Origin of the sequence: Aquabacterium commune (genome assembly GCF_004362855.1) — a bacterium.
In the GTDB taxonomy this organism is placed as follows: Bacteria; Pseudomonadota; Gammaproteobacteria; order Burkholderiales; family Burkholderiaceae_C; genus Aquabacterium; species Aquabacterium commune.
Map to the genome: position 1 here is coordinate 519049 of NZ_SNXW01000001.1, position 12134 is coordinate 531182.

General features: G+C 67.4%; 12 protein-coding genes. 4 read left to right on the plus strand and 8 right to left on the minus strand.

Features of this window, described 5'->3' with window-relative positions; translation table 11 throughout:
• Positions 1-6: 6 nt before the first annotated feature.
• From EV672_RS02305 to EV672_RS02325, 5 genes are all read right to left on the minus strand, one after another.
• Positions 7-1212 carry an efflux RND transporter periplasmic adaptor subunit gene (locus EV672_RS02305; RefSeq protein ID WP_133605945.1) on the minus strand — a complete coding sequence of 402 codons (1206 nt, stop codon included), beginning with the start codon at positions 1210-1212 and terminating at the stop codon, positions 7-9.
• Positions 1213-1312: 100 nt separating this feature from the next.
• Positions 1313-1822: a signal peptidase II gene (gene lspA / locus EV672_RS02310; RefSeq protein WP_133605946.1), complete on the minus strand. Its 510-nt coding sequence runs from the start codon at positions 1820-1822 to the stop codon at positions 1313-1315.
• A gap of 2 nt (positions 1823-1824) precedes the next feature.
• A complete protein-coding gene (gene ileS, locus EV672_RS02315) occupies positions 1825-4698 on the minus strand; it encodes an isoleucine--tRNA ligase (RefSeq protein ID WP_243738502.1) in 2874 nt (957 codons plus the stop codon).
• Between the two features lie 265 nt (positions 4699-4963).
• The gene (locus tag EV672_RS02320; RefSeq protein WP_133605948.1) at positions 4964-5950 is read right to left on the minus strand and encodes a bifunctional riboflavin kinase/FAD synthetase; all 987 of its coding nucleotides are present in this window, start codon (positions 5948-5950) and stop codon (positions 4964-4966) included.
• A gap of 24 nt (positions 5951-5974) precedes the next feature.
• Positions 5975-6745 carry a pseudouridine synthase gene (locus EV672_RS02325; protein WP_133605949.1) on the minus strand — a complete coding sequence of 257 codons (771 nt, stop codon included), beginning with the start codon at positions 6743-6745 and terminating at the stop codon, positions 5975-5977.
• Between the two features lie 43 nt (positions 6746-6788).
• On the opposite strand from EV672_RS02325, the gene EV672_RS02330 reads away from it, so the two are divergent.
• Positions 6789-7715 (plus strand): MBL fold metallo-hydrolase, encoded by a 927-nt coding sequence (locus EV672_RS02330; RefSeq protein WP_243738471.1) that lies wholly within the window; start codon positions 6789-6791, stop codon positions 7713-7715.
• 25 nt (positions 7716-7740) lie between these two features.
• Here the strand turns inward: EV672_RS02330 and EV672_RS02335 are convergent, their stop codons facing one another.
• Positions 7741-8409: a retropepsin-like aspartic protease family protein gene (locus EV672_RS02335; RefSeq protein WP_243738472.1), complete on the minus strand. Its 669-nt coding sequence runs from the start codon at positions 8407-8409 to the stop codon at positions 7741-7743.
• 97 nt (positions 8410-8506) lie between these two features.
• Positions 8507-8998: a YajQ family cyclic di-GMP-binding protein gene (locus tag EV672_RS02340; protein WP_133605951.1), complete on the minus strand. Its 492-nt coding sequence runs from the start codon at positions 8996-8998 to the stop codon at positions 8507-8509.
• Positions 8999-9049: 51 nt separating this feature from the next.
• Between EV672_RS02340 and murB the strand changes: the two genes are divergently transcribed.
• The 3 genes from murB (at position 9050) to EV672_RS02355 (ending at position 11636) form a co-directional block, all read left to right on the plus strand.
• On the plus strand, positions 9050-10078 hold the full coding sequence (gene murB / locus EV672_RS02345) for a UDP-N-acetylmuramate dehydrogenase (protein WP_243738473.1): 1029 nt from the start codon (positions 9050-9052) through the stop codon (positions 10076-10078).
• Between the two features lie 110 nt (positions 10079-10188).
• Entirely contained in the window at positions 10189-11127 is a 939-nt protein-coding gene (locus tag EV672_RS02350; RefSeq protein WP_133605952.1) for a CsgG/HfaB family protein, read from the plus strand.
• 20 nt (positions 11128-11147) lie between these two features.
• On the plus strand, positions 11148-11636 hold the full coding sequence (locus EV672_RS02355; protein ID WP_133605953.1) for a hypothetical protein: 489 nt from the start codon (positions 11148-11150) through the stop codon (positions 11634-11636).
• A 168-nt stretch (positions 11637-11804) separates the two neighbouring features.
• Here the strand turns inward: EV672_RS02355 and ppnP are convergent, their stop codons facing one another.
• Complete coding sequence (ppnP, locus tag EV672_RS02360; protein ID WP_133605954.1) at positions 11805-12122, minus strand: pyrimidine/purine nucleoside phosphorylase; 318 nt, start codon at positions 12120-12122, stop codon at positions 11805-11807.
• Positions 12123-12134 lie beyond the last annotated feature (12 nt).

The window sequence follows — 12134 nt, forward strand, 5'->3', positions numbered from 1 at the left end:
CGTCGCTCACGGCTGGCTGGCCGAGCGGGCAACATCGCTTGCCGCAATCAGCACCCTGACCGCCGCTTTGGGCTTGAGGCGGGACTGGCCATCGACCACCACCTGGTCGCCCGGCTTCAGGCCATCGGCGCGGGCCGCCACCACCACCCAGGTGTCGGACTGCCAGCGCGGCTGCACGGGCACCATCTGCGCCTGGGCAGCGCCCTCGGCTTTCGCCACACGCCACACGAACGGCCCCTTGAGGCCGCGCTGGACGGCGGCGGCCGGCACGCTCAGGGCCCCGGCGATGGCGCCCGTGTCGAGCCGAACGGTCACGAACTGGCCCGGCCAGAGGCGGTCTCCCTGCTGCTGCGGCGGCGCCAACTCGGCCTTGAGCTTCAAAGAACCAGTGCCCGCGTCCACGGCGTTGTCGGCCGAACGCAAGCGCCCCTTGGCCAGGGTCGGACCGCCCTCGCGCTCCGCCACGCTCACCACGGCACCCTGGGGCTGGGCGATGGCCTGGCGCACGTCGCTCAACCGGGTTTGAGGCACGCTGAAGACCACCATCAAGGGCTCGGTCTGCGCCAGGGTGACGATGCCCTGCACGTCCAGTGGCCGCACGATGTTGCCCACATCGACCAGGCGCAAGCCCACACGCCCGCTGAAGGGCGCGGTGATCACGGTGTAGGACAGTTGCGTCTGGATCTGGCTCAAGCTTGCCTGCTGCGACTGCACCTGCGCGACCAGCTGCGCCACCTGGGCCTGCTGCTGGTCGCGCTGCTGCGTGGACACGGCCGACTGCGCGGCCAGATCCTGGTAGCGCTGGAGGTCCAGCTGCGCCAAGGCCAGCTGGGCTTGCAGGCGGCGCAACTCGGCTTCTGCCTGGGCCACCTGGGCACGCAGGCTGCGGTCATCGAGGCGGGCCAGCACCTGGCCCTGGCGCACTTGCTGGCCCTCTGTGAAGCTCACCTCGGTCAGCAGCCCGTCGATGCGGGACTTCACCACCGCCTGGCGCGCGGCTTGGACCTGCCCCACCGCGCTGAGCGACAAGGCCTGGTCCTGCACCTGCACCGTGGCCACCTTGACGGGCACTGGCGGTGGCGCCTTGCCGCCTGCCGCTTTTTGCGCCATTGACGTTGACCATGGCCACAGCAACGCCGCGCTCAGGCCAAGGCAAGCGACGGCGGCGATGGCACCAGCGGTGCGCCAGCGGTGAGGGGTCAGGGCGGGCATGGACGGTCGGACAAACAAGGTGCCCGATCGTAAATGCAGGGCGGTGACCGGCAGACCGATCCCTTGGGCGAAGAACGCGCAAAGGTATGCGGAATGTGAGTCAGCCCCGCCGCACGCGTCGCAGCTCGTCCAGGATGAGCAAGGCCGCACCGATGCTGATGCCGCAGTCGGCGATGTTGAAGGCCGGGAAGTGCCCGCCCGGGAACATCGGGGACAGGAAGGCCCAGTGGAAGTCGAGGAAGTCCACCACGTAGCCGTGCACCAGGCGGTCGATGACGTTGCCGATGGCACCCCCCAGGATCAGCGACAGCGCCCAGGCGAACAGGCGCTGGCCGCCGTGCTGGCGCAGCATCCACACGATGAAGCCCGTGGCCACCGCGCCCAGGCCCACGAAGAACCAGCGCTGCCAGCCCCCCGCGTGCGCCAGAAAGGAAAACGCCGCGCCCGTGTTGTGCACCCGCACGATGTTGAAGAAGGACGTGACCGCGTGGCTGTGCCCCAGCTCATAGGCGCCCACGATGAGCACCTTGGTGAACTGGTCGGCCAGGATGAGCAGGAAGGCGATGCCCAGCCAGGGCATCAGCGAGGCGTTGGACGATTTGCCGGCCATGGTCAGGCGTGCGCGCGGTGTTCACCGTCGCCGTGCAGGTTGCTGTCGCAGCGGCCACAGATCGTCGGGTGCTCGGGGTTAACGCCCACGTCGTCGCGGTAGTGCCAGCAGCGCTCGCACTTGGCCGCCTTCGAGGGGTTGACCTCGATCTGCGTGGCGTGGCCTTCGGCCAGTTCGACGCCCGAAACGATGAGCACGAACTTCAGGTCATCGCCCAGGCTGCGCAGGTCGGCCAGCAGGCGCGCGCCCTGCTCGTCCTGCCTGCCGATGGTGATGAAGAGATTGGCCTGCAGCGAGGCACCGACGTCGCCACGGGTGCGCACGTCCTCGATGCGGCGGTTGGCCTCTTCGCGCAGCGCACGGATGCGCGCCCACTTGGCCAGCAGCTCGGCGTCGGCCACGCTGTCATGGCCTTCACCACGCTCACCAAAGTCCCAGTAGGTTTCGGTGAAGATGGTGCCGCTGGTGCTGCGGCCGCCATCGAACACCTGCCAGGCTTCTTCGGCCGTGAAGCTCAGGAAGGGCGCCATCCAGCGCAGCATGGCGTGCGTGATCTGCCACAGCGCGGTCTGGGCCGAGCGGCGGGCGTGGCTGCCGGCGGCGCTGGTGTAGAGGCGGTCCTTGAGGATGTCGAGGTAGAAGGCGCCGAGGTCTTCGGAGCAATACACCTGCAGCCTGGCCACGACGGGGTGGAACTCGTAGCGCTCGTAGTGCGAGAGGATGTCGGCCTGCAGCTGCGCGGCGCGGGCCAGGGCGTAGCGGTCGATTTCCAGCAGCTCGGACACCGGCACGGCATCAGACGCGGGGTTGAAGTCAGACGTGTTGGCCAGCAGGAAGCGCAGGGTGTTGCGGATGCGGCGGTAGCCGTCCACCACGCGGGCGAGGATCTTGTCGTCGATGCCCAGGTCACCCGAGTAGTCGGTCGAGGCGGCCCACAGGCGGATGATTTCCGCGCCCATCTTGTTGCTGATTTCCTGCGGCGCGACCGTGTTGCCCAGCGACTTGGACATCTTGCGGCCCTGGCCGTCCACGGTGAAACCGTGGGTCAGCAGACCCTTGTACGGCGCGCGGCCGTAAATGGCGCAAGCGGCCAGCAGCGAGCTGTGGAACCAGCCGCGGTGCTGGTCGTGGCCTTCGAGGTAGAGGTCGGCCTCGGGGCCTTGCAGGTGGCCGGCGTGGGCGTGGCTGCCGCGCTCGCCATTGAGCACGTGGAAGAAGGTGGTGCCGGAGTCGAACCACACATCGAGGATGTCGGTGGACTTGCTGTACTCGGCCGCTTGCTCGCCCAGCCACTCAGCCGGATCCAGCTTGGCCCAGGCCTCGACACCGCCCTGCTCCACCAGGGCAGCGGCGCGGTCCATGAAGGCCAGCGTGTCGGGGTGCAGCTCGCCCGTGACCTTGTGCAGGAAGAAGGGCAGCGGCACGCCCCAGTTGCGCTGGCGGCTGATGCACCAGTCCGGGCGGTTGGCGATCATGTCGCGCAGGCGGGCGCGGCCATTCTCGGGGTAGAAGGTGGTCTGGTCGATGGCGTCGAGCGCGGTCTGGCGCAGGGTCTTGGCGGGCTTCTCGACGGTGAAGACGCCCTTGTTGCCGCCCTCCTCTTCGTCCATGCGCACGAACCACTGGGCCGCGGCACGGAAGATGACCGGCGTCTTGTGGCGCCAGCAATGCGGGTAGCTGTGGACGATGTCAGTGGATGCCAGCAGGCGGCCGTGCTCGCGCAGCGTCTCCAAGACCACAGGGGCGGCCTTCCAGATGTGCTGGCCGCCGAACAGCGGCAGCTCGGCTTCATAGACGCCGTTGCCTTGCACAGGGTTGAGGATGTCGTCGAACTTCAGGCCGTTGGCGATGCAAGAGTTGAAGTCGTCCACGCCATAGGCCGGCGCTGCGTGCACGATGCCGGTGCCGTCTTCGGCGCTGACGTAGTCGGCCAGGTACACAGGCGCCACGCGGTCATAGCCTGCGTGAACCTGGGTCAGCGGGTGCTTGAACGTCAGGTGCTCCAGCTTGGCGCCGGTGGTGGTGGCCAGCACCTTGACCTCGTCGGCCGCGAAGCCGTAGCGGGTCGTGGCCTTCTCGACCAGGCTTTCGGCCAGCACCAGCAGGCCCTTGGGGGTGTCCACCAGGGCGTACGTCAGCTCAGGGTGGACGTTGAGCGCCTGGTTGGCGGGGATGGTCCAGGCCGTCGTCGTCCAGATGACGGCGAAGGCGTCCTTGGCCAGCGAAGGCAGGCCGAAGGCGGCGGCGAGCTTGGCAGGCTCGGCGCTCAGGAAAGCCACGTCCAGCGTCTGGGACTTCTTGTCGGCGTACTCGATCTCGAACTCGGCCAGCGAGGAGCCGCAATCGAAGCACCAGTACACGGGCTTGAGGCCGCGGTACACATGGCCGCGCTCGATGATTTTCTTCAGCGCGCGGATCTCATTGGCCTCGTTGCCGAAGTCCATGGTGCGGTAGGGCCGCGCCCAATCGCCCAGCACGCCCAGGCGCTTGAAGTCGTTGCGCTGGCCGTCGATCTGCTCGGCAGCATAGACGCGGGCCTTGGCCTGCACGTCTTCGCGGCTGAGGTTGCGCCCGAAGGTCTTTTCGATCTGGTTCTCGATCGGCAGGCCATGGCAGTCCCAGCCGGGCACGTAACTGGCGTCGAAGCCGGCCAGCTGGCGGGCCTTGACGATCATGTCTTTGAGGATCTTGTTGGCCGCGTGCCCGATGTGGATGACGCCGTTGGCATAGGGCGGGCCGTCGTGCAGCACGAACTTCGGCGCACCCTGGCGGGCGGCGCGCAGCTTGCCGTAAATGCCCTTGGCCTCCCACTCGGCCACCCAGCCCGCTTCGCGCTTGGGCAGGTCGCCGCGCATCGGGAAGGGGGTGTCGGGCATGTTCAGCGTGGCGCGGTACTTGGATTCCGGCGCATCCGCCCCGCCCTTCGCGGGTTTGGCAGGCTTGGCAGATGGGGCAGATGGGGCAGAAGGGTCTTGGCTCATGGCGATCTCGGTCAAAGCAGACCCGTCGCGGGCGCTGCAAAGGGCAGGCGCGTCCGGCGCGGGTCTGAAAGCATGGGGGGCGGCACCTTCCGACGTGGCGCAGCGGGAGCGACGGGTGCGGGCTGTCCACCGGCCAGGGCCGGCGGGTCGTCAGCCCGCGTCAAATTCGGTCGCGCGAGGTCTGGCGATGCTGGGCCTGGAAAAAGGCCTTGGCGTCGGCGATGTCCTTGTGGATGGCCGCCTGCAAAGCGTCCAGCCCGTCGTAGCGGGCTTCGTCTCGGAGTTTGTGCAGCAGTTCCACCCGCACGATTTTACCGTAGCCCCCTTCGCTGCCGAGTTCGCTGGGCCAATCGAAACAATGGACCTCCAGCAGCACGCGCCCCGCATCTTCCACCGTGGGGCGCACGCCCAGGCTGGCCACGCCTTCCAGCGCCCGCCCGCCCAGGCCGTGGGTGCGGACCACGAAGATGCCACTGGTGGCCGGTTTGTCGTGGCCGAAACGCACGTTCAGCGTGCGGCAATCCAGGCTGCGGCCCAGCTTGGCGCCATGCACCACGTGGCCGCTGACGGTGTAGGGGCGCCCCAGCAGCGTGGCCACACGGGCCATGTCGCCGGCCGTGAGCGCCTCTCGCACCACCGAGGACGACACCCGCTCGCCGTGCACCTCGTAACTCATCATCCGGGCCACGTCGAAACCGCGGGCCTGGCCGACGGCGTCCAGCATGGCGTAGTCGCCCACGCGCTTGGCGCCGAAGCGGAAGTCGTCGCCGACCAGCACGTAGCGCGCGCGCAGGCCCTCTTCGATGACCTGCTGGATGAAAGCATCGGGGCTGAGCGAGGCCAAAGCCTGGTCAAAGGGCAGGATGACGACCTGGTCCACGCCACAGCGCTCCAGCTCGGAGAGCTTGTCGCGCAGGGTGGCGATGCGGCTGGGTGCCAGCTCGGGCTTGCCCGACAGCGCGGCGAAGTAGTCGCGCGGGTGCGGCTCGAAGGTCAGCACGGTGGCGGGCAGGCCGCGGTGCTGGGCCTCGTTGCGCAGCAAGGCGAGCATGGCCTGGTGCCCCCGGTGGACGCCATCGAAATTGCCGATCGTCAGGGCACAGGCCGGGGCCAGTGCCGCATGGTGGAACCCGCGGAAGACTTGCATGGGGTCAGATTATCAGGGCTGCACTCAAGGCAACACCACGGCGACATCTTCCACCCAGCACCATTGCCCCACGGGCAAGTCCTCGGGCAGGGCCAGGCGGCCGACGCTGCTGCGGTGCAGGCCCTCGACGCGGTTGCCCACGGCCGCGACCATGCGCTTGACCTGGTGGTACTTGCCTTGCAGCAGGGTCAGGCGCAGGTGCAGGGTTTCGGTGTCCACATCGGGCGGGGGGCCATCGACAGACGGCGGCCAGATGCGCTCGGCCGCGTGGGCGGCCACGGGCTCCGGGTCGTCGTCCAGCACCACGCCCTTGAGCAGCTTGTCGCACATGGCCTGCGTGACAGGGTGCTTGCAGGTCACTTCATAGACCTTGGGCACGTTCTTCTTCGGCGAGGTCAGCTTGTGCAGCAGCGGGCCGTCGTCGGTCAGCAGCAGCAGGCCAGTGGTGTCCTGGTCGAGCCGCCCCACGGGTTGCAGGCCGCGGCGGCGCAGCGGCACGGGCAGCAGGTTGTGCACGCCTGGCCAGGCGCCGGGTTTCAGCGAACACTCGTAGCCCGCCGGCTTGTGCAGCATCACCAGGGCCTTCACGTGGGTCACCCAGGGCAGGCCATCGACGTCGAGCACCAGGCGGTCTTCGGGGAAAACGGCGTCGGGGTCGTCCACCACCTCGCCATTCACTTTCACCAGCCCTTTGAGGACGAGGCCGTCGCAAACGCGGCGCTCGCCGAAGCCCTGGGCAAACAGGATCTGGGAGAGGAGTTCGTGGCCGGCAGGCAGGCGGGTGCGGGGAGGCATGGCAGGCAAAGACAGACGCTGGTCAAACCCCGATTGTGCTGCCATGATGCACATCACCTCGGCTTTCTGCGTTGACGGCATGCGCGTGCACCACCTGAATTGCGGCTCCATGTGCCCGCTGGGGCGTCGTTTGATCAATGGCGACGGCGGCTGGCTGGCCTCGGGCCACATGTGCTGCCACTGCCTGCTCATCGAGGGGCGCAACGGCCTGATCCTGGTGGACACGGGCCTGGGCACGGGTGACGTGGCCCACCCGGGTCGCCTGGGCACCCTGTTCAATGCGGTGACACGACCGCGCCTGCTGATGCAGGAAACCGCGCTGCACCAGATCCGCGAGCTGGGCCTGGACCCGCGCGACGTGCAGCACATCGTGCCCACCCACCTCGACCTCGACCACGCCGGCGGCCTGAGCGACTTCCCCCAGGCCCAGGTGCACGTATTCACCCGCGAGTTGCAAGCCGCCACAGCGCGCGCCAGCCTGCAGGAAAAAGGCCGCTACGTGCCGGCACAGTGGGCGCACGGGCCGAAGTGGGCTGAACACGGTGTGAGCGGTGAGCGCTGGCTGGGTTTCGACGCCATCCGCGCCCTGCCCGACACCGATGAGGAAGTGCTGCTCGTGCCGCTGACCGGCCACACCCAAGGGCACTGCGGCGTGGCCGTGCGCACAGCAGATGGCTGGTTGCTGCACTGCGGCGATGCCTACTTCTACCGAGGCGAGATGGACGCCGACCCGCACTGCACCTTCGGCCTGAAGGTGTTCCAGAACCTGGTGCAGATGGATGGCGTGCAGCGCCGCGCCAACCAGCAGCGCCTGCACGCGCTCAAGCAAGCGCATGGCGACGAGGTCACGCTGTTTTGCGCGCACGACCCCGTCGAGCTGGCCCAGCTGCAGCGCAAAAGTCACGGCCAGCACGGCCGCGTGAACGGTGCCCAAGGCGTCCGTGGCAACGGCACCCAGCGCGCCGCCTGACGCCGCACCGTCCTCAGCACACCCCTCAGTACCGCCGCGTCAGCGTCATCACGTCGTTGTCGCGCTTCATCTGAAAGCGCGTCAGGAAGCTGTTGCCCAGCAGCACGTGCGGCATGCCCTGCGGCACCACGACCGCGTCCACTTCATTCACCTCCACGTCCTGGATGCGCACCGAGCGCAGCTTGACGCGGTACATCCAGACCGTGCCATTGGCCGTGCTACCGGCCAGACGCGGGGCTTTTTCGAAGTCGATGCCCATGTGGCGGGCCTCGTCGGCCCCCATGGCCACGCTGGTGGCGCCGGTGTCCACCATGAACTGCGTGCTGCGCCCGTTGATGCTGCCCAGCGTCAGGAAGTGGCCGCCCGAGCTGGCCGTCAGCACGATCTGGCTGCCGCCGCCCCCACCTCCACCGCCGCCGCCCACGCTGACCGGCGCGCCGCCCAGCGTCACGGTCTGGCGCTTGCCGCCGACCTCCACCGTGGCCTGCTCGGCCCCGACGCTCAGCACCTTCACGCCCTGGTGGGTGTCGCCTGCGGCCAGGGCCTTGGGCGCGCCACCGTTGACCACCAGCAAGGCCTTGCTGCCCATGCTGCCGGTCATGGCCACGCTTTGCGACCAGGCTGGTGCGCTCACCAAGGCCAGCACCCACACCAGAGGCAGGCCCAGCAGCCTGGCGGAGCACGCCCTTCTCACCTCATTCACCTTCACAGCCATCCCCTTGTTGTGTTCGTGGGCTGCAGGGTGCAGCGTTCTTGCCGGCCATGAGTGGCCATGAACGGCCAGCCCTGGCTCAATCGCGGTAGTTGCCGAAGTCCAGTGGCACGTCGTCGATCTCTTTGCGGATCAGGGCCTGGGCCGCCTGCAGGTCGTCGCGCTTGGTGCCCTGGATGCGCACTTCCTCGCCCTGGATGCTGGCATTCACCTTGATCTTGCTGTCCTTGATGAGCTTGGTGATGCGCTTGGCCAGCTCGGCCTCGATGCCGGCTTTGACCTTCAGCACCTGCTTGACCTTGTCGCCACCGATTTTCTCGACCTTGCCGACGTCCATGAAGCGGATGTCCACCTTCTGCTTGGTCAGCTTGTTGTAGAGCACGTCGCGGACCTGGTCGATCTGGAAATCGCTGTCGCCCAGGACGATGATTTCCTTTTCCTTCTTCTTGAATTCGACGGCGGCGCTGGTGCCCTTGAAGTCGAAGCGGGTGCCGATCTCCTTGGACGTGGTGTCCACGGCGTTGCCGACGGCGTCCAGGTTGGGGTCGAGCTTGGTGTCAAAACTGGGCATGTGTGTTCTCCGAGAAGGTCTGCTGCGTCCGTTGTCTGCGAAAATTCTCGCATGCACAGCGCCCTGGCCGTCGAACACGGCGTCAATCTCAAGCCTTACAACACCTTCGCCCTGCCCTGCATGGCGCACACGCTGGTGCGCATCCACAGCGAGGCGGACGTGCGGCGCGTGGTCGATGACCCCGAACTGGGCCGTGCGCCGAAGTTCATCCTGGGCGGCGGCAGCAACCTGATCCTCACACAGGACATCAAGCCCGTCGTGCTCAAGGTCGAGGTGCCGGGCCTGCGATTGCTGGCAACGCGCGACGACGCCTGGATCGTCGAAGCCGGCGCCGGCGAGCGCTGGCACGACCTGGTGAGCTGGTGCATGGACGAGGGCCTGCCCGGCCTGGAGAACATGGCGCTGATCCCCGGCACGGTGGGCGCGGCGCCCGTGCAGAACATCGGCGCCTACGGCATCGAGCTGAAAGACCGCTTCGAGTCCCTGGACGCCGTGGACCTCATGACCGGCCGCACCATCACGCTGGACGGCGCGCAATGCCGTTTCGACTACCGCGACAGCCTCTTCAAGCAGGCCCTGGCCGGCAAGACCGTCATCACGCGGGTGCGCCTGCGCCTGCCGCGTCCGTGGCAGCCCATGCTGGGCTACGCCGAGCTGGAGCGCAAGGTCGCCGAGACGGGCATCACCGCGCCCAGCGCCCGCCAGATCTTCGATTGGGTCGTGGCCGTGCGCCGCGCCAAGCTGCCAGACCCGGCCGCCATCGGCAATGCCGGCAGCTTCTTCAAGAACCCGGTGGTGACACCAGAGCAGTGCCGCGACATCATCCAGCGCGACCCGGAGATCGTCCACTACCCCATGCCGGACGGCAACTTCAAGCTGGCCGCTGGCTGGATGATCGACGCCTGCGGCTGGAAGGGCAAGACGGTGGGCCAGGCTGGCGTCTATGAAAAGCAGGCCCTGGTGCTGGTCAACCGCGGTGACGCCCGCGGCGCCGAGGTGGTGACGCTGGCCCGCGCCATCCAGGAAAGTGTGTACGGCCGGTTTGGCATCCGCCTGGAGCCCGAGCCGGTGGTGATCTAGGGGGAGTGGCGGGACCAGGCCGCAACAGTGCTTGGACGTGACATTGTCAAACGCTACACTGCGGCGAAAAGCTGCTTTGTGTGGCCTTTGTCACCGTTTCAGGAGAACCCATGTCCAGCGTCCGCCATCGTTCCTCCCTGGGGCTGTCTGCCCTGACCCTGGTCACCGCCGCCGCCATGGCGCTCATGTCCGGTTGCGCCACCGACCCCTCCTTGGGCGGCAACAAAGGCACGGTCAGCGGTGCGGCCGGCGGCGGCACGGCAGAGAACAGCAACAGCACCCTGGAGCGCTGCCCCGAATCCCTGGGCACGCTGGCCATCGAAGAAGACACCGCGGCACCCTGGTACATCACCTTGCAGCAGTACCGACTGGGTTCGACCACCCCGGTGCTGCGCCTGATGATCCAGCAATCGAACTGTTTCGTCATCGTCGAGCGCGGCAAATCGCTCAACAACATGATGCGCGAGCGCGATTTCGCCCGTGGTGAAGAAAGCCGCGCCGGCAGCAACTTCCAGAAGGGCCAGATGGTCGCGGCCGACTACACCATGAGCCCGTCCATCCAGTTCTCCGGCAAGACCGGTGGCGGCGGCGGTGGTCTGGGTGGCTTTGGCGGCGGCCTGGGCATGGTCGGCCTGCTGGCGGGCAGCGTCAGCAAGAACGAGGCGTCCACCACCCTGCTGCTGATCGACAACCGCTCCGGCGTGCAGATCGCAGCAGCCGAAGGCACGGCGGGCAACTTTGACTTCGGCATCTTTGGCGCAGCCTTCGGTGGCGGCGGCTTCGGCGGCGGTGGCGGCTTCGCCAAGACCCCGGAAGGCAAGGTCATCACGGCCGCGTTCGCGGACTCGTTCAACCAGATGGTCAAGGCGCTGCGCAATTACAAGGCACAAACCGTCAAGGGCGGCCTGGGCACGGGCGGCCGACTCGGTGTGTCGGGTGGCGAAACGGCCGCTTCGAAGGAGGTCGATGCCGCCAACAACCCGAAGCCGGCCAGCAAACCCGCGGCCAAACCTGCGGCCAAGTCCACAGGCACCACCACCAAGAAGTGACCTGACGCGGGAGCCCCCAGATGCACACACCCTTCACCTTGCGTGGCTTGGCCACGGCCCTGCTCGTCTGGGGGGCTTGCGTCGGCGCGGCATCGGCCGCCGAATACAACCTCTACCTGAAGTGCGAAGGTCAACTGACAGCGGCCGGCAAATCCAGGGCGTCGCAGCTGGAACTGGCCCTGCGCGACAGCAACAACATGGCGCTGATCCAGCGCTCCAACGTGCTGCCCGTGGGTGAGCGCCTGCACTACACGCCCACGCCCGTGGCCTACACGATGCTGTACAAGCTGCGTCAGCCGGGCACGCACGTCTACCAGGACTGGCTGCGCGGCCAATGGGTCATCTGGCAACCCAACCTCAAGCGCCTGGCCACGATCCGCCTGTCCATCGACCGCCAGGATGGCAGCCTCGAAGGCCAGTTGCTGGACTTCAACGATGAGCTCCTCGGCACCGTGCGCATGGACTGCGACGTGGTGGACCCTGACGAGCTGCCGCCGCCGAAATTCTGAGCGCACCAGGCCAGCGCACCAGGCCGGGGCAGAAAGCCAGCGAAGAAAGCCAGAGCACAAGGCCCATCACTCAGCCTGGCACACGGGCACAAAAAAGCCGCTGTGTTCGCAGCGGCTTTTTTTCATGGCGCCGACCGCAGCCGGCGGGCCATGCACCTCCAGGGCGCATCAGCCGAAGTGGCAGATGTAGTGGTAAGGCTCCCCCTCGACCTTGATCTCGAAGGACGAGTTGCCCGGCACGTTGAAGCTTTCGCCGGGGCCGTAGGTCTGCCACTCGCTGGCACCGGCCAACTTGATGGTGGCCTTGCCCGCGACGGTTTCCATGATTTCGGGAGCGCCAGTGTTGAAGGTCAGCGTCGCCGGCAGGATGACGCCAACCGACTTGCGCACGCCGTCGGCGAGCGTCACGGTGTGCGAGACGCACTTGCCATCGAAGTACACATTGGCTTGGGTGGCAACGGTGCCGGCCAGGGTGGTGGTGGTCATGGGGGTGATCTC